At 60.6% G+C, this 22529-nt stretch carries 22 protein-coding genes; 15 read left to right on the top strand and 7 right to left on the bottom strand.

All coding sequences use genetic code 11. From position 1 onward, the window contains the following. The first annotated feature begins 53 nt into the window (after window positions 1–53). From dapE to rnr, 3 genes are read left to right on the top strand one after another with little or no spacing between them, the layout of a single operon-like run. On the top strand, window positions 54–1193 hold the full coding sequence (gene dapE, locus ACR0DO_RS15935) for a succinyl-diaminopimelate desuccinylase (RefSeq protein WP_480560173.1): 1140 nt from the start codon (window positions 54–56) through the stop codon (window positions 1191–1193). A 3-nt stretch (window positions 1194–1196) separates the two neighbouring features. Beyond that, window positions 1197–1772: a TIGR04282 family arsenosugar biosynthesis glycosyltransferase gene (locus ACR0DO_RS15930; protein ID WP_480560172.1), complete on the top strand. Its 576-nt coding sequence runs from the start codon at window positions 1197–1199 to the stop codon at window positions 1770–1772. A gap of 47 nt (window positions 1773–1819) precedes the next feature. Beyond that, window positions 1820–4078 carry a ribonuclease R gene (gene rnr, locus ACR0DO_RS15925; RefSeq protein WP_480560170.1) on the top strand — a complete coding sequence of 753 codons (2259 nt, stop codon included), beginning with the start codon at window positions 1820–1822 and terminating at the stop codon, window positions 4076–4078. On the opposite strand, the gene ACR0DO_RS15920 is transcribed toward rnr, so the two are convergent. After that, window positions 4069–4455, bottom strand: coding sequence for a DUF1801 domain-containing protein (locus ACR0DO_RS15920; protein ID WP_480560168.1), 387 nt, complete (start codon window positions 4453–4455; stop codon window positions 4069–4071). The genes rnr and ACR0DO_RS15920 overlap by 10 nt on opposite strands. A 111-nt stretch (window positions 4456–4566) precedes the next feature. On the opposite strand from ACR0DO_RS15920, the gene ACR0DO_RS15915 reads away from it, so the two are divergent. Next, complete coding sequence (locus ACR0DO_RS15915; RefSeq protein WP_480560166.1) at window positions 4567–5865, top strand: lytic murein transglycosylase; 1299 nt, start codon at window positions 4567–4569, stop codon at window positions 5863–5865. A 768-nt stretch (window positions 5866–6633) separates the two neighbouring features. Here the strand turns inward: ACR0DO_RS15915 and ACR0DO_RS15910 are convergent. Together ACR0DO_RS15910 and ACR0DO_RS15905 are read right to left on the bottom strand one after the other, a co-directional pair. Beyond that, window positions 6634–8031 (bottom strand): aspartate aminotransferase family protein, encoded by a 1398-nt coding sequence (locus ACR0DO_RS15910; protein WP_480560164.1) that lies wholly within the window; start codon window positions 8029–8031, stop codon window positions 6634–6636. 75 nt (window positions 8032–8106) lie between these two features. Next, window positions 8107–8790, bottom strand: a complete 684-nt coding sequence (locus tag ACR0DO_RS15905; protein WP_480560162.1) for a GntR family transcriptional regulator — start codon at window positions 8788–8790, stop codon at window positions 8107–8109. A gap of 140 nt (window positions 8791–8930) precedes the next feature. Between ACR0DO_RS15905 and ACR0DO_RS15900 the strand changes: the two genes are divergently transcribed. The 5 genes from ACR0DO_RS15900 to ACR0DO_RS15880 all read left to right on the top strand — a co-directional run bounded on the left by ACR0DO_RS15900 (window position 8931) and on the right by ACR0DO_RS15880 (window position 14214). Next, the gene (locus ACR0DO_RS15900; protein ID WP_480560160.1) at window positions 8931–10016 is read left to right on the top strand and encodes a polyamine ABC transporter substrate-binding protein; all 1086 of its coding nucleotides are present in this window, start codon (window positions 8931–8933) and stop codon (window positions 10014–10016) included. Window positions 10017–10083: 67 nt separating this feature from the next. Next, the gene (locus ACR0DO_RS15895; protein WP_480560235.1) at window positions 10084–11211 is read left to right on the top strand and encodes an ABC transporter ATP-binding protein; all 1128 of its coding nucleotides are present in this window, start codon (window positions 10084–10086) and stop codon (window positions 11209–11211) included. Continuing rightward, window positions 11211–12101 (top strand): ABC transporter permease subunit, encoded by an 891-nt coding sequence (locus ACR0DO_RS15890; RefSeq protein ID WP_170447223.1) that lies wholly within the window; start codon window positions 11211–11213, stop codon window positions 12099–12101. The genes ACR0DO_RS15895 and ACR0DO_RS15890 overlap by 1 nt, the downstream gene beginning before the upstream one ends. After that, complete coding sequence (locus ACR0DO_RS15885; RefSeq protein ID WP_170447117.1) at window positions 12098–12916, top strand: ABC transporter permease; 819 nt, start codon at window positions 12098–12100, stop codon at window positions 12914–12916. Before ACR0DO_RS15890 ends, ACR0DO_RS15885 begins: the two co-directional genes overlap by 4 nt. Continuing rightward, window positions 12913–14214: an NAD(P)/FAD-dependent oxidoreductase gene (locus ACR0DO_RS15880; RefSeq protein ID WP_480560158.1), complete on the top strand. Its 1302-nt coding sequence runs from the start codon at window positions 12913–12915 to the stop codon at window positions 14212–14214. Before ACR0DO_RS15885 ends, ACR0DO_RS15880 begins: the two co-directional genes overlap by 4 nt. A 3-nt stretch (window positions 14215–14217) precedes the next feature. On the opposite strand, the gene ACR0DO_RS15875 is transcribed toward ACR0DO_RS15880, so the two are convergent. From ACR0DO_RS15875 to ACR0DO_RS15865, 3 genes are read right to left on the bottom strand one after another with little or no spacing between them, the layout of a single operon-like run. Continuing rightward, window positions 14218–15084, bottom strand: a complete 867-nt coding sequence (locus tag ACR0DO_RS15875) for a phosphotransferase family protein (RefSeq protein ID WP_480560156.1) — start codon at window positions 15082–15084, stop codon at window positions 14218–14220. 53 nt (window positions 15085–15137) lie between these two features. Further along, complete coding sequence (locus ACR0DO_RS15870; protein ID WP_480560154.1) at window positions 15138–15803, bottom strand: flagellar hook capping FlgD N-terminal domain-containing protein; 666 nt, start codon at window positions 15801–15803, stop codon at window positions 15138–15140. A gap of 2 nt (window positions 15804–15805) precedes the next feature. Then, complete coding sequence (locus ACR0DO_RS15865) at window positions 15806–17038, bottom strand: flagellar hook-length control protein FliK (protein ID WP_480560152.1); 1233 nt, start codon at window positions 17036–17038, stop codon at window positions 15806–15808. Window positions 17039–17149: 111 nt separating this feature from the next. On the opposite strand from ACR0DO_RS15865, the gene ACR0DO_RS15860 reads away from it, so the two are divergent. From ACR0DO_RS15860 to ACR0DO_RS15835, 6 genes are all read left to right on the top strand, one after another. Next, window positions 17150–17431, top strand: a complete 282-nt coding sequence (locus tag ACR0DO_RS15860) for a rod-binding protein (RefSeq protein ID WP_170447111.1) — start codon at window positions 17150–17152, stop codon at window positions 17429–17431. Continuing rightward, complete coding sequence (locus ACR0DO_RS15855; RefSeq protein WP_480560150.1) at window positions 17415–17774, top strand: flagellar biosynthesis protein FlgN; 360 nt, start codon at window positions 17415–17417, stop codon at window positions 17772–17774. The genes ACR0DO_RS15860 and ACR0DO_RS15855 overlap by 17 nt, the downstream gene beginning before the upstream one ends. 210 nt (window positions 17775–17984) lie before the next feature. Further along, a complete protein-coding gene (locus ACR0DO_RS15850) occupies window positions 17985–19196 on the top strand; it encodes a flagellin N-terminal helical domain-containing protein (RefSeq protein WP_170447107.1) in 1212 nt (403 codons plus the stop codon). Between the two features lie 77 nt (window positions 19197–19273). Then, entirely contained in the window at window positions 19274–19648 is a 375-nt protein-coding gene (flaF, locus tag ACR0DO_RS15845; protein ID WP_480560149.1) for a flagellar biosynthesis regulator FlaF, read from the top strand. Continuing rightward, window positions 19648–20049, top strand: a complete 402-nt coding sequence (flbT, locus tag ACR0DO_RS15840; protein ID WP_480560147.1) for a flagellar biosynthesis repressor FlbT — start codon at window positions 19648–19650, stop codon at window positions 20047–20049. Before flaF ends, flbT begins: the two co-directional genes overlap by 1 nt. Then, window positions 20046–20837 (top strand): DUF1217 domain-containing protein, encoded by a 792-nt coding sequence (locus tag ACR0DO_RS15835; RefSeq protein WP_480560145.1) that lies wholly within the window; start codon window positions 20046–20048, stop codon window positions 20835–20837. Before flbT ends, ACR0DO_RS15835 begins: the two co-directional genes overlap by 4 nt. A gap of 42 nt (window positions 20838–20879) precedes the next feature. On the opposite strand, the gene ACR0DO_RS15830 is transcribed toward ACR0DO_RS15835, so the two are convergent. After that, entirely contained in the window at window positions 20880–22451 is a 1572-nt protein-coding gene (locus ACR0DO_RS15830; protein ID WP_480560143.1) for a DUF427 domain-containing protein, read from the bottom strand. Window positions 22452–22529 lie beyond the last annotated feature (78 nt).

Genomic DNA, 22529 nt, shown 5'->3' with positions numbered 1-22529 from the left:
ATTGGCTCAATTCGTTGAATCTGTGCGCGCAAACGAACCAAAGGGGCCTTGCCATGACAGATCCGGTAGAATTGACAGCGGCCCTGACCCGTTGCCCATCGGTCACACCCGAGGAGGGTGGCGCCCTGGTTCTTTTGGAACAACTGCTGTCCGATGCGGGGTTCGACTGTACCCGCGTCGACCGCGGCGGCATCAGCAACCTGTTTGCACGCTGGGGCGAAAAGGGCCACGCGCGCAGCTTTGGGTTCAACGGCCATACTGACGTTGTGCCGGTTGGCGACGAGGCCGCCTGGACGATGCCGCCCTTTGGCGCCGAAATCCGCGATGGCGTGATGTATGGGCGCGGCACCACCGACATGAAATCCGGCGTCGCGGCATTTGCGGCGGCAGCCGTGGATTTCGTGCGTGATACGCCGCCCAACGGCGCCGTGATCCTGACCATCACCGGTGATGAAGAGGCCGATGCACTGGACGGCACCACGGCGCTGCTGGATTACATGGCCGAAGCCGATGAGAAGATGTCGGTTTGTCTGGTGGGCGAGCCGACCTGCCCGAATACCATGGGTGAGATGATGAAGATCGGCCGCCGCGGCTCGATGACCGCGTGGTTCACCGTGACCGGCGTGCAGGGCCATTCGGCCTATCCGCACCGGGCGAAAAACCCTTTGCCTGCAATGGCGCGGCTGATGGACCAGCTGGCCAGTCACGAACTGGATCGCGGCACGGACCATTTCGACGCCTCGACGCTGGCGGTTGTGAATATCGACACGGGCAACGAAGCGACCAATGTGATCCCGGCGCAGTGCAGCGGGGCGGTGAATATCCGGTTCAACGATCTGCACTCGGGCGCAGGCCTCAGCGAATGGCTGCGGACCGAGGCGCAAACCGTGGCCGAAACCTATGGTGTTGAGGTCGGTGTGCGCATCAAGATCTCGGGCGAAAGTTTCCTGACCCCGCCCGGCCCGCTGTCTAATCTGGTGGCGCAGGCGGTTGAGGCGGAAACCGGTATCCGGCCCGAGATGTCCACGACGGGTGGCACTTCGGATGCGCGGTTCGTGAAAAACCACTGCCCGGTGGTTGAATTCGGCCTGGTCGGTCGCACGATGCATCAGGTGGATGAATGCGTTGAGGTGGCGCATATCGAACAGCTCAAGGCGATCTACACGCGCATCCTGCGGGACTATTTCGCCTGAGTGATGCAGCGCACTCTGGTCATCATGGTCAAGGAGCCACGCCCGGGGCGGGTGAAAACCCGGCTGGGCCGCGATATCGGCATGGTCGGTGCGGCGTGGTGGTTCCGGCAGCAGACCCGGTCGCTGATCCGACGGCTGCGTGACCCGCGCTGGCAGATCGTGCTGGCGGTGTCCCCGGATCGCGAAGGGCTGACCAGCCGCATTTGGCCTGCTGACCTGCCCCGCGCGGCGCAAGGGCGCGGTGATCTGGGTGACCGGATGGCACGGATGCTGCGCGGTATGCCAAAAGGACCGGTCTGCCTGATCGGTGCCGATATTCCGGGTATCACGCGCGGGCATATCGCGCGGGCGTTCAAGGCCTTGGGGCGGGATCAGATGGTGTTCGGCCCGGCTCCGGATGGGGGCTATTGGCTGGTCGGGGCGCAACGATACTGTGCGCTGCCTCAGGGCCTGTTCCGCAATGTGCGCTGGTCGACCGAACACGCCCTGGCCGACACGTTGGCCTCTGTCCCCGGCACGCGCGTGGCCCTGCTGGATCAGTTGCGTGATGTCGACACGCTGGCCGATCTGAAACCCTGATCCTTTTTAGTCATGACGCGGTCGCATCCCCGTGCTAGGCCGGAATCATGACTCGCATCCCCACCAAGCAAGAGGTCCTCGACTGGATCTCGGCGAACCCCACCCTGACCTCGAAACGCGATATCGCCAAGGCCTTTGGCATCAAGGGCGCTGACCGGATTGATCTCAAGCGTATCCTCAAGGAACTTGAGGCCGAAGGGCATCTGGAAAAGCGCAAGCGCAGCTATCGCGACCCGGATCGCCTGCCGCCTGTCAGCGTGTTGCAGGTGAAGGCACCGAATGCGGATGGCGACCTGTTTGCGCGCCCGCTGGAGTGGCATGGCGAGGGGGTCGAGCCCATTGTCCTGATCATCGCCCGTGCCAGCGATCCGGCGCTGGGCGAGGGCGACCGTATTCTCGCTCGCCTGACAGTGGTGCATGAGGAAGACCACAACTACGAAGCCCGCCTGATCCGCCGGATCGGAACCAACCCGCGCAAGATCGTGGGCATCTTCCGCAAAGGGGCCGAGGGCGGGCGCATCGTGCCAATCGACAAGACTGGCCAGACCGAGTGGCTGGTCGCCGATGGGGCCGTTCTGGGGGCCAAGGACGGTGAGCTGGTCGAGGCCGAACAGGCAGGACCCAAGAACCGCATGGGCCTGCCGCGCGCGCGGATCGTGGAACGGTTGGGCGACCCGTCTGCGCCCAAGGCCGTGTCCCTGATCGCAATTCACCAGCACGGCATTCCCGATGATTTCCCGGACAAGGTGATTGCCGAGGCCGACAAGGCCAAACCCGTCGGCCTGAAAGGCCGCGAAGACCTGCGGGACATGCCGCTGCTGACCATCGACCCCTCGGATGCGCGCGATCATGACGACGCCTGCTATGCGCATGCCGATGACGATCCGAAAAACCCCGGCGGTCATGTGATCTGGGTCGCCATTGCCGATGTCGCCGCCTATGTGCAGCCCGGCACCGCGCTGGACCGAGAGGCGCGCAAGCGCGGCAATTCCAGCTATTTCCCCGATCGCGTGGTGCCGATGCTGCCGGATCGTCTGTCGGGCGATTTGTGTTCGCTGCACGAGGGCGTTCCGCGCGCCTGTATCGCCGTTCGAATGCAGATCGACGCGGATGGCAACAAGATCGGCCACCGGTTTGTGCGCGGCCTGATGCGGTCTGCCGCTTCGCTGCACTATGCCGAGGTGCAGGAGGCCATCGACGGCACCCCCAACGACCGCACCGGGCCGCTGCTGGAACCGGTGTTGAAACCCCTCTATGCCGCTTACGCCGCGCTGAAAACCGCGCGGGCCGTGCGGCAGCCGCTGGACCTGGACCTGCCGGAACGTCAGATCGTCCTCAGCGATGCGGGTGAGGTGACCAGCGTGGCCTTCCGTGAACGTTTGGACGCGCATAAACTGATCGAGGAGTTCATGATCCTCGCCAATGTGGCCGCCGCCGAGACGCTGATCGCCAAACGCCGCCCACTGTTGTTCCGCGTGCACGAAGAACCCGCGCCCGAGAAACTGGAAAGCCTGCGGGAAACGGCGCAGGCGGCGGGGCTGAACCTCGCCAAGGGGCAGGTGCTGCAAACCCGCCACCTGAACGCGCTGCTCAACGCCGCCGCCGGGACCGAAGACGCCGAGTTGATCAACCTGACCACCCTGCGGTCGATGGCACAGGCCTATTACAACCCCGAGAATTTCGGCCATTTCGGACTGGCGCTACGGAATTATGCCCATTTCACCTCGCCTATCCGCCGCTATGCCGACCTGATCGTACACCGCGCGCTGATCTCGGCCCATGGCTGGGGCGAGGACGGGCTGACCGAGGACGAAATCGGGCGGCTGGACGAAACGGCCACCCATATCTCGGACACCGAGCGCCGCTCGATGATGGCCGAACGCGACACGACCGACCGCTACCTGGCGGCCTATCTGAGCGAACGTGTGGGCAATGAATTCTCGGGCCGCATCAGCGGGATCGCCCGGTTCGGCGCCTTCGTGAAGATGGACGAAACCGGCGCGGACGGGCTGGTGCCTGTGCGATCATTGGGGCGCGAGTTCTTTCATTTTGACCGAGAGGCCGGAACCCTGATGGGCTCAGACACCGGTCTGATCATCGCCATCGGTCAGCGCGTCACAGTTCGATTGACCGAGGCCACACCTGTGACCGGCGGGCTGGAGCTGGAATTGTTGTCCATCGATGATCAGGCGCTGCCCCGTGGGCGTGCACCGAAAGGGCGGCCAACGCGGCGCAAGGCGGTCAGTACCAAGCGCAAGAAAGACAAGATCAAACGCAAGGTCGAGCGCAAACGCCGTCAGAGGTGATAGGTTAGCGCTCGCGCAATCAGCCAGCCGTGGCGCGCCGGGTCGATCTGCGCGGGCTCGCTGAATAGCACGGCCCGGTTGCCATCCAGCTGATCGTCACCCGGAAAGGCCGAGGTGAAATCGCCCATCAACCGGCTTTGGCAATGCACGAACAGTGCAAAACACGCGGATTTATGCGCGCCGACCCGGATCGTCGAACCCTTCGGGGCCAGATAGGCGGGCTGCCCCCAACGCAGCGCCTCTTGCAGCGGCTGCGCAGCGGGCAGGGATGCGGCGGTGTCAAAGATCAACTCGCGCAGGATCAGCGCGCCGGCACGGGCGTTCTCGGGCAGGCTATCATAGGCGGCAGCCACTTTGGGATCGGTAAAAGGTGTCATGTCAGCAGCTTATCCGGTTTGACCCGGCAGGTCAGAAGTTTCGGCCTGAGTACTTTGTGAATCCCGCATTTTGCGCTATTCTGGCCCCGAGCAGTAATCAGGAATTTCGGAATGCGTAAATGCACAAGTGGCGTTATTGCCGCTGCATTATGGGCATCCATTGTGCAGGCGGAATCCCTCAATACAGCGGATGGGTCTCAGACCTTTCAGCTGGCCTCGGCCGATCTGACTGTGTCGTTGCGACCGGTTCTGCGGCCCTCAGCGATGGAGTATCGGGTGTCGACCGAAGGAAACGCGCGATTTCAGGCGTGGCTGGGGGCGTTTCGGGACCGGGCGCTTGCGCAGGGCATTTCCACCGATACGCTGGATCGGGCGCTGGCCGGTCTAACCTATGACAAGAAGATCATCGAACGTGACCGCAATCAGGCCGAGTTTTCGAAACCGATCTGGGAGTATCTGGATTCTGCCGTCTCGGACACGCGCGTCGCCAATGGCCGCGCCGGGCTGGAGCGCTACAACGCGACCCTGACCCGGATCGAGGCGCGGTATGGCGTGGAAAAAGAAGTCGTCACCGCGATCTGGGGCCTTGAGACCGCGTTCGGTACGTTCCGGGGCAGTGATCACACCATCCGCTCGCTGGCGACGCTGGCCTTTGATGCGCGGCGGGCGCCGTTCTTTGAAACCCAGCTGGTCGCTGCGTTGCAAATCATTCAGGCGGGGGATGTCAGCCCCGGTCACATGGTCGGCAGCTGGGCGGGTGCGATGGGTCACACGCAATTCATGCCAACCTCATACCTGGATCATGCGGTGGATTTTGACGGTGACGGGCGGCGGGATATCTGGTCGGACGATCCGACCGATGCGCTGGCCTCGGCCGCTGCGTATCTGGCGCGGCACGGCTGGACCAAAGGCCAGCCCTGGGGCGTTGAAATACGCCTGCCCGAGGGGTTCGAGTATGCCACCGCCAAACGAGACCATACATTGCTGCCGTCGGACTGGGCCAAACGCGGCGTGGTCGGGCGTGACGGCAAACCGGTCCCGGATTACGGGCACGCCGCCATCCTGCTGCCTGCGGGCGGGCAGGGCGTGGCGCTGATGATCTTCGACAATTTCCGCGTGATCGAGGCATATAACGGCGCCGACGCCTATGTGATCGGCATCGGCCACCTGTCCGACCGTCTGGCCGGGCGCGCGCCGTTTCAGGCCGACTGGCCCCGCAGCGACCGGGTGCTGAGTTTCACCGAGAAAAAGGAATTGCAAACCCGCCTGACCGAAGCCGGTTTTGATACGCAAGGTATCGACGGGCGCACCGGGCCAAACACGACCGACGCGGTGCGGGCGTACCAATTGGCGCAGGGCTTGCTGCCGGATGGTTATGCCAGTTTGAAGCTGTTGCAGCGGCTGCGGTGATTTAGCGAGGACTGTCTTTAGGGACGCTGCTAGCTACCAGTAGAGAGAGCTGCGCTATCTGCATATAGACCCATGCTTGTCCCCTTGCCGGAGATGATGATCGTATCGCCACGCCTGACGGTAGTGACGAGTTCTTCAGGCAAATTGCAGAATCTCTGCCATGGCGACGGAACTCCATCTAAATAGATTGAGTACGGGCACCGACCTTCCGATCTCGGGTTGCCACCCCAGTCTGCAACATATGACAGTTCTATGTCCTGCCCAGCGAGTTTGGCAACTATCATAGGGACACCATAAGTGATTGGCCCCATGCCGCTAAGTAGAACAACAAAAATCGGCAGAATACTCAGACTAATCCCGTCCCAGAGGACTTTGGATCTTTCGGACGGAGAGCTCTGTTTTTTCCACAGCCTGAACCACATTGCGCCTAAAAAGCAGGACATAGCAATGCCAAGAGCAATGTCCAAAGAGCGAGCCTTGGTAACCCAGTCGGGAGACGGGAAATACTGAACTCCAAAGTAACCTTGGAAGATGTTTAGTCCGCACAGCAACACAAAACTGGCATATACAACAGTGACCCATAGCGGAGGGCGGGGTCTGCGTTTGCGTGGCGGAGGGGTGTCAGGCATCAAAAACCGGAGCTAACAAGACTGCTTCCGAGGTAAGTCAACCATATGGGTTTTGTAAAGCGCTGAGTACAGTGTTGGGTTGAAAAAGGGCAGTTGTTGAACCAACCGCCCGTGCGATCTTCTTATCCAGGCCGATGACCTACGCTGCCGCCTTCATCAGCCCCTGCGCTGTGATCTCGGCCTGTGCCTCGTCCAGCGATTTGTGGATGCGCACGAACATCTCGTCGATATCCGCAGAGGTCAGGACCAGCGGCGGAGAGATGATCATCCGGTCGCCCACATGACGCATAATCAGGTTGTTGGCAAAGCAGCGCTCACGGCAGATATAGCCGACCGTGCCGGGCTCGGAGGCGAATTTGGCGCGGCTGGCCTTGTCCGGGGTCAGGGCGATGGACGCCATCATGCCGACGATCTTGGCCTCACCCACCAGCGGGTGATCGACCAGCGCCTCCCATTTCTGTTTCAGGTAGGGCGCAGCCACGTCGCGGACGTGATCGACGATCTTTTCTTCTTCGAGGATGCGCAGGTTTTCCAGCGCCACGGCGGCGGCGACCGGGTGGCCGGAATAGGTGTAGCCGTGGTTGAACTCGGTGCCGCCGATAACCTCGGCGATCTCGTCATTGACGATGGACCCGCCGATCGGCGCATAGCCCGAGCTGAGACCCTTGGCGATGGTCATGATATGCGGCCTGATGCCCACGGTTTCTGACCCGAACCAGTTGCCGGTCCGGCCAAAGCCGCAGATCACCTCATCGGCGATCAGCAGGATATCGTATTTGTCGCAGATGCGCTGAACTTCGGGCCAGTAGCTGTCGGGCGCCACGATCACGCCGCCTGCGCCCTGTACGGGTTCGGCGATGAAGGCCGCGACGCGGTCCTCGCCCAGCTCCAGAATGGCCTCTTCCAGCTCGCGCGCACGGGCTAGGCCGAAGTCCTCGGGCGTCATGTCGCCGCCTTCGGCCCACCAGTTCGGCTGGTTGATGTGGTGGACATTCGGGATCGGAATGCCGCCCTGCGCGTGCATCCCGGCCATCCCCCCCAGCGAGGCCGACCCCACGGATGAGCCGTGATAGGCATTGTGGCGGCTGATGATGATGTTCTTGTCGGGTTGGCCTTTTTCAGCCCAGTAGGTGCGCACCAGGCGGATGTTGGTGTCGTTCGCCTCGGACCCGCTGCCGGCGAAGAACACGTGATTCAGATCGCCCGGCGCCAATTCGGCCAGCTTTTGGGCCAGCGCGATGGCGGGTACATGCGTGGTTTTAAAAAAGGTGTTGTAGTAGGGCAGTTCCCGCATCTGGCGGGCGGCGGCCTCTGCCAGTTCGTCGCGGCCGTAGCCGATATTGACGCACCACAGGCCGGCCATGGCGTCCAGAATCTCTTCGCCTTCGCTGTCGGTCAGGTAGACGCCTTTGGCACGAGTGATGACCCGCACGCCGTCTTGCCCAAGCTCGGCATTGGTGGAAAACGGGTGCATGTGGTGGGCGGCATCCAGTGCCTGCAATTCGGCGGTGGGCATGTGATTGGTGATGGTGGACATCCGGAAACCTCCTGAAAGAGCGGTCGGCACTCACAATATGATCAAATTTTTTTCTGTCAATCGAATCGCATGAATCTAGCCCTGGCTCAGGGCGTCGACCATCAGTTCCATACCCTGTTCAATGTCCTTCGCAGTGGCTTTTGCCACCCCTTCGGCATCCTGGGCGCGCAAAGCGGCAAGGATATCCTTGTGCCAATCCGGCAGGCTCTGCGTGCCAAACCGGCCACAAACCACCCGCAGAGACGGCCCGAATCTGAGCCACAGCCGCTCGGTCAGATCACTGAGGATCGGGGCGTTCGCGTGGGAATAGAGTGTCTCGTGGAAGCTGTGGTTCAGACGCAGATAGCCGCTGACGTCCCCGTCGGCGATGGTGCGGTCCAGCTGCTGGTCGAGGCGTTCAAGACTGTCGATATCCGCACTGCTCATATTCGTGGCTGCGCGTCTGGAAAGTTCTGATTCCATTGACAATCTGGCAAAAATCATCTGCTCGACATCGCCCGCTGAGAGCAATGGAACGCTGACCCTGCGATTGCCCTGAAACACCAGCGCGCCATCCGAGATCAGGCGTCGAATCGCCTCGCGCACCGGGGTCATTCCGACCCCCAGAGATTCAGTCAGACCCTGTATGGTGACCGGCTGCCCCGGCACCAATTCGCCGAACATGATCTGTGCTTTCAGGGTTTGGTACACCTGCTCATGCGCGGGTCGTTTTTCACCCTCTGCCTTCGTTCCTGATGCCTTATTTTTGATCAAATCCAATTGGTTTGCCCTGTTTCCGATGATGTTAACTTGCCAGGTGCCTGACCTTTTGAAACCATACGCTGGATCGGGGGAAAACGCAAAACTTGATCAAATCCAAAAAAACGGGAAAATACCCGTACACTTGCAGGGAGAAAAAAATGTCAATCAAAACGCTGACGATGACCGCGGTCATCGCATTGGGGACTTCGGCGGCCTTCGCCGAAGAGGTGCGTGTCTACAACTGGTCCGACTATATCGACGAGGATCTTCTGAAGAAATTCGAGGAAGAGACCGGCCTGACGCTGATCTACGATGTGTTCGACAGCAACGAGGTTCTGGAAACCAAGATGCTGGCCGGGGGATCGGGCTATGACGTGGTGGTCCCGACCGGCAGCTTCATGAGCCGCCAGATCCAGGCGGGTGCGTTTCAGGAACTGGACGCGGCCAAGCTGTCAAATATCGGTAATGCGTGGGATGTCATTGCCGAACGCGTCGCGCAATTCGATCCCGACAACAAGCATTCGGTCAACTATATGTGGGGCACCACCGGGTTGGGCGTGAATGTCGGCAAGGTCAAGGAAGTGCTGGGCGAGGATGCGCCGCTGGATTCGATGGAGTTGATCTTCAACCCCGAGAACATGGAGAAACTGGCCGCGTGCGGCGTCTATTTCCTGGACGCCCCGGATGAGATGGTACCGGCGGCGCTGGTCTATGCGGGCCTCGACCCGAATTCGCATGAAAAAGACGATATCGCCAAGGCCGAAGAGGTTTTTGCCGCCGTCCGGCCTTACGTGAACAAATTCCACAGCTCGGAATATATCAACGCGCTGGCCAATGGGGATATCTGCGTGGCCGTCGGGTTCTCGGGCGACGTGCTGCAGGCGCGGGACCGTGCGGCCGAGGCCGATAACGGGGTCGAGATCGCCTACAACGCGTTCAAGGAAGGATCGCAGATGTGGTTCGACCAGCTGGCGGTGCCGGTTGATGCGCCGAACCCGGACGGGGCGCATAAGTTCATCAACTTCATGCTGGACGCCCAGAACATGGCCGCCGCATCGAACTATGTTTACTACGCCAACGGCAACAAGGCGTCGCAAGAGTTTCTTGCGGAGGATGTGATCGGTGACCCCGCCGTCTACCCGTCGGCAGAGGCTATGGCGAACACCTATATCAAGGGGCCTTACCCGCAGAAAACCCAGCGCGTCGTGACGCGCATGTGGACCAAGATCAAATCGGGCACCTGATCCGATTACGCGCAGGGCGGTTGGGACCGCCTTGCGCCTTTTTCAGCTTGTCGAAACGGGGGCCGCTTTGAACTCTGACGTCTTTGCGCCGTGGGAAGACCCACAGGCGAAACCTTTGATCCAGTTCCAAAATGTCACCAAGCGGTTTGGTGATTTCACGGCCATCGACAATCTGTCTCTGGGCATTTTCGAGCGCGAGTTCTTTGCCCTGCTGGGGCCGTCGGGTTGCGGCAAGACCACCATGATGCGGATGCTGGCCGGGTTCGAAAAGCCGACCGAAGGCCATATCATACTGGGTGGTCAGGACATCGACCCGATCCCGCCGAACAAGCGGGCGGTGAACATGATGTTCCAGTCCTACGCGCTGTTTCCGCATCTCAGCATCTGGGACAACATCGCCTTTGGCTTGCGCAGGGACAGCATGCCCAAACATGACCTTGAGGACCGTGTCGAGGAAATGCTGCGCCTGACCCGGCTGGAGCAATTCGCCCGCCGCAAACCGCACCAGATTTCCGGCGGGCAACGTCAGCGGGTGGCGCTGGCGCGGTCTCTGGCCAAGGCGCCGAAGCTGCTGTTGCTGGACGAACCGCTGGGCGCATTGGACAAGAAATTGCGGCAGGACACGCAGTTCGAGTTGATGGATATTCAGGAAAAGACCGGCACAACTTTCGTCATCGTCACCCACGATCAGGAAGAGGCGATGACCGTCGCCAGCCGCGTGGCCGTTATGGATCAGGGCAAGCTGATGCAGGTCGCGACGCCGGATCGTATCTATGAGAACCCGAATTCGGTCTATGTCGCGGATTTCATCGGTGACGTGAACATCATCGAGGGCCGTGCCTCGTCCGGTGGTGAGGATACCTATCAGATCGAATGGGCCGAAGGGCAGTCGCCCTTGACCGCGACCTCGGCCCGCGATTTTTCCAACGGACAAACTTGCCATATTGCGATCCGGCCCGAGAAGGTGACGATCTCGGCAGATCGTCCGGCAGACGCGATCAACGCGGTGCAGGGCAAGGTGCATGACATCGCCTATCTGGGCAATCTCTCCACCTATCACGTCGAATTGCCGAACGGCACGATCATCAAGGCGCAGACGGCCAACACCCGCCGCATCTCGCGCCGGTCGTTCACATGGGAAGACCCGGTCTGGCTGTCCTGGACAGCAACGGCTGCGGTTCTGCTGGCCAACTGATGCGCCGCGCGTTTCTGATTGCCGTTCCCTATGTCTGGCTGTTGGCGCTGTTTCTGGTGCCGTTCTTCATTGTCCTGAAAATCTCTTTGTCGGACAGTGAATTGGCGATCCCGCCTTACACCCCGACACTGGACCTGTCGCAGGGCTGGGCCGGGATCAAGGATTTCTTCAGCCAGCTGGATTTCGAGAACTTCGTCTGGCTGACCGAGGATGATCTGTATTGGAAAGCCTACCTCTCCAGCGTAAAGATCGCGGTGATCTCGACCTTTTTGACGTTGCTGGTGGGGTATCCCATCGCTTATGGCATGGCACGTGCGCCTGCGGAATGGCGGCCGACGCTGATGATGCTGGTAATTCTGCCGTTCTGGACCTCGTTCCTGATCCGGGTTTATGCGTGGATGGGCATCCTGTCGAACGAAGGCTACCTGAACCAGTTTTTGCTGTGGACGGGCATCATCTCGACCCCGTTGACCATCCTGAACACGCAATGGGCGGTCTACATCGGCATCGTCTATACCTACCTGCCCTTCATGATCCTGCCGATCTATTCATCGCTGGAGCGGATGGACGGATCGCTGATCGAAGCGGCTGAAGACCTTGGCTGCTCGCGCCTTGAAGCCTTCTGGCTGGTGACCATCCCGCTGTCGCGCCCCGGCATCATCGCGGGTTGCTTTCTGGTGATGATCCCAGTGATCGGCGAGTTCGTGATCCCCTCGCTGCTGGGCGGTTCGGGCACATTGATGATCGGCAAGGTGCTGTGGGAGGAGTTCTTCTCGAACCGCGACTGGCCGGTGGCCAGCGCCGTAGCCGTGGTGCTGCTGCTGATCCTCGTGATCCCGATCGTGCTGTTCCAGCGCAACCAGCAGAAACAGGCGGAGGCAGAGCAATGAACAGGATGAGCTGGTTCAACGCCGTGTCCCTGACGCTGGGGTTCGCCTTCCTCTATATCCCGATGATCATTCTGATCATCTTCAGCTTTAACGAAGGCAAGCTGGTTACCGTCTGGGCCGGGTTTTCGACCAAATGGTATGGCGAAGTGGTCCAGAACCAGGCGTTTCTGGACGCGGCATGGGTAACAGTGCGCGTTGCAGTGTTCTCATCAACGCTGGCGACCATTCTGGGTACCGCTGCGGCTTATGTGCTGGTGCGCGGCGGGCGGTTCTTTGGCCGCACGCTGTTTTCCGGCATGATCTATGCGCCGCTGGTGATGCCCGAGGTGATCACCGGCCTTTCTTTGCTGCTGTTGTTCATCGGCATCGGGCTGGATCGGGGCATCCTGACCATCGTGCTGGCCCATACGACCTTTTCGATGTGTTTCGTTTCGGTTGTCGTCTCCTCGCGCCTCGTGACCTTCGATCAGTCGCTGGAAGAGGCCGCGCTGGACCTGGGCTGTTCTCCGGCGCAGGCGTTCCGGCTGGTGACCTTGCCGATTATCGCGCCCGCGGTGATTTCGGGCTGGCTGCTGGCCTTTACCCTGTCGCTGGATGATCTGGTGATCGCGTCCTTTACCTCGGGGCCGTCGGCCACGACCCTGCCGATCAAGATATTCTCGGCTGTGCGTCTTGGGGTTAGCCCCGAGATTAACGCGCTGTCCACGATCATGATCGGGATTGTGACGGTGGGGGTCATCACCGCGTCGCTGATCACGAAACGCGCGATGATGCGGCAAAAGCAGGATGAAATGGCCGCCGCGCGCACCGAATGAAACGGCTGTTTTCCGACTATGCCTATGGCCCCGGTCCCCGGACCAATTGTTGGTGGGATGAAACGATTGCCAGCCCGGATTGGCCGGTGTTGCACGGCGGTCTGAGCACCGACGTCGTCATCATCGGCGGCGGTTTCACAGGCCTCTCGGCGGCGCTGCATCTGGCTGCGGCCGGCGTGTCGGTCGCTGTGCTCGAAGCCGAGACGCCGGGTTGGGGCGCATCCGGGCGCAATGGAGGGTTTTGTTGTCTGGGCGGGTCAAAGCTGAGCCATGACGCGATGACCCGCCAGTTCGGAGAAGCTGCCGCAAAGAGCTATGCCCAAGCCGAAGAAGACGCCGTTCACCTTGTCGCTGATCTGCTCAAGACCCATCGTATTGATGCCGACGTTCATTCGCAGGGTGAGACCCAGTTGGCCCACACTGCGCGCGCGATGGAGAAATTGCGGCGGCAGGCCGAGGCATCGGGCACGCTTCATGAACCGGGTGATCTGCCGGGGCTTGGCTTTGGTGAGGGGTTCCACGGCGGCTACACCAACCCGGTCGGATTTGCCCTGAATCCCAGAAAATACCTGTTCGAACTGGCGCAGGCGGCCCGGTCCCGCGGCGCGGATCTGTTCCAGCAAAGCGCCGCGCAATCTGTCCTTAAAACGCAATCCGGTTTCGAAGTTCAGACCGACTCGGGTCGGATCAGGGCGCAAAGCGTGCTGATCTGCACCAACGGCTATTCCAGCGAGGACATCCCGCCCTGGATGGCGGGTCGTTATTTGCCCGCCCAGTCCACGGTACTGGTGACCCGCCCCCTGTCCGAGGCTGAGGTGCAGGCGCAGGGCTGGACCTCGGATCAGATGGTCTATGATACCCGCCATCTGCTGCACTATTTTCGTTTGATGCCCGACCGACGGTTTCTGTTTGGAATGCGCGGAGGGCTGCTGTCCTCTTCAGGGGCCGAGGCTGCCATTCGGCGCAAGGTCATAAGGGATTTCAGGCGGATGTTTCCGGAATGGTCGGGCGTTGAAGTGACCCATATGTGGTCGGGCATGGTCTGCCTGTCGCGGGGTCTTACGCCATATGCCGGTCCTGTGGCGGACAAGCCGGGGATGTTCGCCGGGTTTGCCTATCACGGAAACGGGGTGGCGATGGGCACCTATTGCGGGCGCGCGCTGGCCCGGATGGTTCTGGGGCGGGATGCTGGGTTGCCGGCCCCCGTTGCACATGAGCCGCAGCGGTTTCCGCTTGGGCGTTGGCGTCGTGCTTTGATGCCACCCGCTTATGCTGTGATGGCGCTTGCGGATCGGTGATGGTCAGAGCGTTGCCAGCTCCAACTCCAACCCTTCGGCATAGTCGGCCGCGCCATTTTCGATCCGCCACAGGCAATAGGCCGCCATTCGCCATGCGTACCATCGGCGCAGTGTCTGATACCGTTCCAGCGTATCCGTGTGGCCGTAGGCGGACAAGAACTCACGCTCTTCTTCCCGCGTCAGAGCCGCGCCCCGGTAAAGGTGTTGCATCGCCGGGGACAGGAACAAAGCCAGGTCCTCACAAGGATCACCCTGCGCCGGGCACTGCCAGTCGATAAGGGTCAGGCCGGACGGTGAGGTCAGAATGTTCCCGGCAACCGGATCGCCGTGGATCAGGCAGGTGTTGGTGGTCGGTGGCACTTGCCCGTCGGGCTGTAATTGGTCCAGCCGAAGCCGTGTTGGTGAAAGGCATCCATCAAGAATATTCTGCCCATGTCGGGCCAGATCAGCGCTGCCGTTACACCCTTTCGGGGCCTGTACCGGCAGGTCGAGCGCGTGAAGTTTGCGCAGCAGCTTTCCCACTTCAGCCGCCCCCTCGCGCCACGGAGAACCCGGCGCATGATCGTAAAACACCCATCGGCCATACTCATGCTGACCGGCTGCGCGCAGGCGCGGGGCAAAACCGGTGGGTTCCAGGGCGGTCAGGCACTGCGCCTCCAACTCGGCATCGTTGCGAAACAGCGGATTGCGCAGCCCGTCACGATATAGTTTCAGCACCTTGCCGCCGTTTTCCTCCAGCACCTTCCAGACCTGATTGGTGCGCCCGCCATACAGGGTCTGAAACCGCGCGCCTCCGGCAATCAGACCCTGATCGCGCAGGTCCTCAACTAGATCCAACGGAGGGGTAATCGGGTCAGACAGAGGGGCCACCGGTAAAATGCGAGTCGCAGGTTGCACAGGTTTGGCCCGTCGCGCCCGGCAGATCAAGCTCCGGCGCGAACCGCTGTTACCATTCCTACCGGTACGACCTGACCGCTTTCCAGCGTCAGCAAGACCGAATCTTCCCCGACTTGAGCCTCAACCACCTGATTGTAGGCCGCGACGGGTTGGGCTGACAGCAGGTCATCCCCGTCATAGCTTTCCAGCGTTGCCGTATAGCTGCCGGTCGGCAACGGGCTGCCGTCACTTGCTGTTCCGGCCCAGACAAAATCGGTTTGGGTCACGGGGACGGAAACCCGCTCAATCTCGGTGCCGTTGCTGTCACGGATGACCATCACCGCGCCATCCGCCGCCGTCGCAGCCTGCGCGGACAGGGTCACAGGCTCACCGTCAAAGTGAAACGCTGCGGTGGTGCGGACATCCATGCCGATCCAATTGGCCAGCTCTTCCAGCTTGACGCCACCCAGCGACAGCACCAGTTCGGACAGCGCCTCGTTGGTTTGCACCTGCTGTTCGACCATCGAAAACTGCGCCAGTTGTGAGGCGTATTCGCTGGAATCCATCGGCTCCAGCGGGTCCTGATTCTGTGCCTGCGTGGTCATCAGCAACAGGAACGTGTCGAAATCGGATGCCACGGATGCGGCTTGGGAACTGGACGCCGCCTGCGCGGGCGTGTTGGCCTGAGTCGTCGATTGCGTTGGGGTGATCATGGTCAAAGCCTCATGTCGATTCGCCCATCAAGGGCAATGTTTGGACGCGCCGGGCCAGCCTCGGCGACGTGCTCGGGCTGAGGAGAGGAGAACTCGGTGCCCTCACCCCCATCAGAGTCCTCATGTTGCGCATCGGCAGATGTACCCAGATCAAAAGACAGGTCGCCAAGGCCGAAGTTCTGGAACTCAGCCTCAAGAACCGAGAGGTGCCGCCGCATCATGTCCAGCGTTTCGGGGCGTTCCGCGCTGATTGTCAGATGCAGGCCATCGTCCCGACCATTCAGAACGATCGAAACGCGCCCCAGTTCTTCGGGATTCAGCGCAACCTCGATGGCGCCGGAATGCGGCCGCACATTGATGGCGGTCGCCATCTGCGATGCGATGGCGCGCGCCGTTTCTGCGCGGGCGGTGGCTGTCATGGCCTGAACCGCAGGTCCCGATTCGCGCGTGGCTGACGGCGTCGGAGCTTCTCTGGCGGCCTGCATGTCCTCGACTTCGGGAATCGGCTGTGTTTCGGCCTGAACTTGCGCTTTGTCGGATGCCAGAAACTGCGCCTGCACAAGTGTCGGTGCGCGATCAGCTGTTCCGGGATGGTTCGGCTTCGGTTCAGCTGCGGATGCGGCATGCGTCGCGCCCCGATCCGGGTCGGTAAAGGCCGACAAAACCGGCATCTCTTTCGGGCGCGGGTCCGCTATGATTGACCCCATCGGCAGGCTCTTTGGCGTAAGAGCGTTTTCAGATGGTCGCCTCGGCTTGTCACCCCCTGAAATCAACGCTTGAAAGACCGGCGGAACCAACCGTTGCGCGGAGCTTTCAGCAGTTCGCGGCAGTTCAGCCTGTGGAAGGCCCGGTTGCTTGTGCCCGGTCGTTTCGGCGTCAACCTGATCGATCGAAGCTGTCACGGACGGCTCCTTGGGCGTCGTTTTCGATGCAGGGTTTGGATTCGCCTCGGCAGCAACAGGGCGGATTTCGGCAGGCGGCTGGTCATCCGGTGCAACAACGATGCCTGTCGGCTCGACCTCTTCCGTGATGGCCTCCAGCTCTGACGCTGCATCCGGGTCCTGAATCATAAGGTCAGTCGTGTCAGCATCATCGGATTGCGGCCCGGTGTCCTGGTCCATGACCGTTTGAAAGGACATGCCGCCCTTGGATTCGCGTGCCTCTCGCGCGGTCGCGTCGGGTTTCGCGGTGGCGGCGGTTGGTGAGGATATCACCGCTGAAAGAGGGTTGGGCATTTTGCTCCGGCTCCTTTTGTGTAACCGGAAATCTGCCCGCAGGAAGTTACGTTTATTTTAACCGCTTTCGCCTTTGATCGAGAAAGTTCGATGCAAATTTCGGAGAAAGCAATGAAGGTTTCTGCGACCCCTCCCGTCCCGCAACCACCAACGGCCCGTCAGAAAGTACGGGCCGCCGCTGTCGAGTTGGAGGCGGCGTTTCTGGCTGAAATGCTCAAGGCCTCTGGATTGGGCAAGGCGCGCCAATCCTTTGGCGGAGGCACGGGGGAGGACCAGTTTTCCTCATTCCTTGTGCAGCATCAGGCGCGCGCTCTGGCCGAATCCGGTGGCGTCGGCCTGTCCGAAATTCTGTTCCAGTCCATGATGGAGAAAACCAATGCCGACCAAAGCTGACACCGACCTGATCAAGTCCTTGGAAGAAGTGCTGGACCTTGAGCGTACCGCGCTTGTCGATGGTGATCTGGACCGGCTCAATCAAATGGCGCCGGAAAAGGAAAAGCTGATCGGGGCGATCAATGAGCTTCGGGTCTTTGACAGTGCCGAATTGATTCGCCTGCAGGAAAAGGTCGAACGCAATCAGGCATTGCTGAACAGCGCGGCCGAGGGAATTCGCGCCGTGGCCAGCCGCATGGCCGAACTGCGCCGCGTGCGGCAGGAATTCAGCACCTATGGCGCCGACGGTCAGCGCAACGGATACACCGTGCGCCACCATGCAAAGCTGGAAAAACGGGCATAGCGGCGGGTTTGATTCAAATCCGAATTTTCTGGCTTGGACGCTTTAGCACTCCGTTAGGGGATCAGGGGCAAAGGTGGTCGGGCACCTGGAAACAGCAGGTGGCGCGAACAGCCCGACGGCGGATCGCACTGATCAGAAAGACGTCAAAGCCCGCATGTGATGCGGGGTAAGCATGGGCGCAAAGGGCCCGAACGGAAAAGGAAGAAAGCTATGTCCAGCATTCTGACCAACAATGGCGCAATGGTTGCGCTGCAAACTCTGAAATCGGTCAACAAGAACCTGGCGCAGACCCAGAACGCGATCTCGACCGGTAAGGACGTTGCAACTGCCAAAGACAACTCGGCCGTCTGGGCGATTTCCAAAGTCATGGAATCCGACGTAAAGGGCTTCAACGCAATCAAGGACAGCCTGGCGCTGGGTGAATCGACCGTTGCAGTGGCCCGGAACGCCTCGGAAACCGTGACCGATCTGCTGACCCAGATGAAAGGCAAGATCGTCGCTGCGCAGGAAGACAACGTGGATCGTGGCAAGATCAACGACGATGTGACCGCTCTGCGGGACCAGATCGCCGCAGTGGTGGGTGCCGCTCAGTTCAACGGTCTCAATCTGGTCAACGGCTCGACCGGTTCGGCCTCGATCCTGTCCTCGCTCGACCGGGACAACACTGGCAATGTAACGGCATCGTCGATCTCTGTTGCCGGTCAGGATCTGTCGGTTGGTGGTTATACTGCCAATGACATTTTCTCGGGCAGCTCGGCAGGTGCGTCGGCGAACGGCGATACTGTTGCAATCGCGCTGGATAACGGTGGCGGTAACGAACAGATCGAGATCGCGGAGAATGGCACTGCGTTTGCTGCCGGTGACAGCGTCAGCCTGACTGTTGGTGACGAAACCGTCTCTTATACGGTGACGGCAGACGATGCAGCGGCAACAACCACGGCTGATATCGTCGCGGTTGCGCTCAAGGCCAAGGTTGACGAGCTGGGTGTCGCAGGTCTGACCGTCGACTATGACAGCGGTACGCCCGGTACGCTGAACTTCACCAACGCCGGCGGCAATGACCTGACCGTCAGCGGTCAGTTCGCCAATGCCGGCTCGGGTGGTCTGGGTGCATTGTCTTCGATTGACGTCTCCACCGGCGCCGGTGCAAACGCGGCGTTGGCAACCGTTGAAACGCTGATCGATACCGCAATCGACGCCTCGGCTGCATTCGGTTCGGCACAAGGCCGGATCGAGACCCAGCAAGAGTTCATCTCGAACCTGGCCGACTCGTTCAAATCCGGTATCGGGTCGCTGGTTGATGCCGACATGGAAGAGACCTCGGCCCGTCTGCAGGCCCTGCAGGTGCAGCAGCAGCTGGCCACCCAGTCGCTGTCGATCGCCAACCAGGCGCCGCAGTCGATCCTGTCTCTGTTCCGTTAATCTCCGGAACCTGGTCGGGGCGTGGAAGCGCGCCCCGGCCCTGACCGCCAAAAGACGGATTATTGGAAGGATTTCAAGTGACACCGCACACTCTTGCACAGCGAGCCTATGCACAGACCGCCGCCCCTACGCGCACACCGCGCGACACCGAATACGAGGCGATTTCAAAAATCACGCACCGGCTTAAGGCTGCCGCCGCCCGGCAAAAAACAGATTTTGGCGGGTTTGTTCAGGCACTGCACGAAAATCGCCGTCTTTGGACCGTATTGGCCAGCGGTGTCACGGATTCGGACAACGCCTTGCCCAACGAGTTGCGGGCACGGATTTTCTATCTGGCCGAGTTCACCGAACAGCACAGCAGCCAGGTTCTGGGCAACAAGGCGACCGTGGAACCTCTGCTTGAGATCAACATGGCCGTTCTGCGTGGCCTGCGGCAAATGGGGGCGACCTGATGGGCGGGCTGGTTCTGAAACTGGCACCGAAAGAGAGGGTGCTGATCAACGGCGTGGTTGTGGAAAACGGGGATCGCCGCAGCCGGTTTTCGATCATGACGCCGGATGCTAACGTCCTGCGCTTGCGGGACGCCATCCATCCGGATGAGGTGAACACCCCGGTACGGCGGGTCTGCTATGCCGCCCAGCTTGTGCTGTCCGGCGACATGGAGCCGGAACGGGCCCGTCAGCAACTGTTGCGCCGGGTTGAGGAATTGAGCCAGGTCTTCACCGACTCGGACAGTCGTCGCGTGCTTTCCGAGGCCACCGAGGCCTTGCTGGCCGAGCAGTATTACAAGTGTTTGAAGGCCCTGCGCGCGTTGTTGCCGCGTGAAGAACGGTTGATGGCGTATCAGCAATGACGTTCCAGCCTGTCATCCCTACGGGCGGCCTCGTGGGCTGGCGGTTTCTGCAACGCACCTATGACGCGCAGCTCGACAGTTTTTCGTCATCATCCGTCAACGAGAGGGAGCGGCAGTATTTTCTGGAAAACATCGGAAAGGTTCAAACGGCTGAGGATCTGGTGTCGGACCGCCGCTTGCTGCAGATCGCGCTGGGCGCTTTCGGTTTGGAAGGTGATATAAACAACCGTTACTTCATCCAGAAGGTGCTGTCCGATGGCACCAGCGCCGATGATGCGCTGTCGAACAGGTTGTCTGACGGCAGGTACCGGGAGTTTTCCGAGGCGTTTGGTCTGGGGCCGGGTGAAATACGCCGGACGGGGCTGGTAACCTTCATGGAAGACATCGCGCGGGACAACGACGTGTCCCGGTTCGAAATCGCGGTGGGCGAGTCCGACGAAACCATGCGTATTGCGCTGTATGCGCAACATGCCCTGATTGATCTGGCCGGGCAAAGGGGCAGTGCGGACACCAAGTGGTTCGATTTGATGAGCCTGCCGCCGCTGCGCAGTATTATGGAAACGGCACTTGGCCTGCCGTCCAGCTTCGCCCAGTTGGATATCGACCGGCAACTTGAGGTGTTCAAAGACAGGCTGTCCGGTGTGACCGGGTCAGATGATCTGTCTCAGTTTACGGATGAGGCGGCGGTGGCGCAGCTAACGGATCGGTATCTTGCCCGCAGCCAGATTGCACAGTTGCAGAGCACGATTTCACCTGCTCAGACCGCGCTGATCCTGCTGGGGGCGTGATGGAAATACGGGTCGGCGCCCCCCTGATCGCTACACCGGTCGTCAGCCGCTCAAAACCGCATCTGCTGAGGTTCGGAGGGCGAAGGAAGTGACCGGCAGGGACACGTTGTGCAGTTTGACATCCCCCAGCGGCACCGCGTTGGCGCAGGCTGGCTGAATATCGGCCGAGACGACAATACGGTGGCCGACCTTTTTGCCATATTCTCCCAATCGGGCTGCCACGTTTGCGGCTTGTCCGATGACGGTGAAATCCAGCCGTTCGCGTGATCCGACATTGCCATAGGTGACACGCCCATAGGCTACACCGATCGAACAATCACAATGGATGTCAGAGCCGGACTGGCGCAGCTCGCCCAGTTTTTCGACGATTTCGATGGCGGAACGTTGGGCATTCCAGCGCGCCGATTCAGCGTCGTCTCCGGCCGGGAACACCGCCAGTACAGCGTCGCCGATGAACTTTAGAACCTCACCGCCGTTTTCATGCACGATGCCGGACACGGTCTCAAAGAACTCGTTCAGCAGGTTGATATAGGCGGTTCGACCCAGCTGTTCTTCCAGACTGGTGGAATTGCGCAGGTCGCAGAACATGATCGCGGCGTCGATCTCATCGCCGTCCCCGCGCCGGATTTCACCCCCCAGAACCCGCGCGCCGGAGCGTTTGCCCACATAGGTTTCCAACAACACCTGCGCGTTTTCACGCTGCATGAAGACCTCGTAAAACCGGGCAATGACCGAGGAGCATTCGAACACCAGCCCCAGATTTTCGGTGGTGAACCCGTCCGGGTGGTCGCAGGTCAGGGTCAGAACGTTGGTCCGCCCGTCTGAAAACGGCAGCGGCATGGCGACGTAATCGGTTGCCCCCTTGGCGCGCAAATCTTCCATGATCGGAAAGCTGTTTTGCGGATTTTCGTCGTTCAGCCGCTGACGCACCCCGCCCAGCCCGTTCGACACGTGGCGCAGGGGGCTGTTGATATAGGCCGGGTGGTCGTGGATTTCATAAGTGGGCACATTGGTCGAAATCTCGGCCTCGCCCTTTTCCCAGATATAGTGTTTGCCCGCGATCAGCGGATGCAGGGACCAGGCCAGAATGCTGAGCCGCTGGATGGCGATGCCGTGCTCCAGCATCTTTTCAGCCAGGGCTTTGGTAAAGGCTTCGGGGGTCTGGTTCTCGGACGCGCCGCGCATCAGCCAGTCGATCAGGGGGCCGCTGATATTGCCATCTTCGGGATCGCGCAGATTGTTCTTGCCCAGATCGATCCGCGTATAGGCGTCAGACATAAAGCCAATGTGGCCCTGTATGGCAGTGCTTTCGGGCAAGGCGTCTTCATACGCCCAGACAGAATTAGCCAGCCGCTGACCATCCAGAATGACATCGTGATAGGTCGCGGTGCCTTTGAAGGGGCAAAAGGTCTGCAATTCGGTTTCGTCGCCAAGATCGATGCAGACGTCATCCCGCGGGATATAGATCGTGGCCGGCAGCCGCGTTTCGTACATGACCTTGGCGTTGGTGCTTTCGGCCAACAGGGTGTCGTCGCGGTAGATCGCAACCCGCCCGGTCAGTTCTTCGACCGAGATGCCGTAACCTTTGGTCTTTGGGGTGGTGTGCACATTCATCATCAGACTCCCTGACGCGAGTCTTTATAGGATGGGGCTTTGACCGTCGCATTCCAAGGGGTGTCACCGGCATTTTAC

The sequence above is a fragment of the Ruegeria sp. AM9 genome (genome assembly GCF_056540565.1).
The sequence above is the reverse complement of the archived record's forward strand: the minus strand, read 5'-3'. Positions and strand labels throughout refer to the sequence as shown.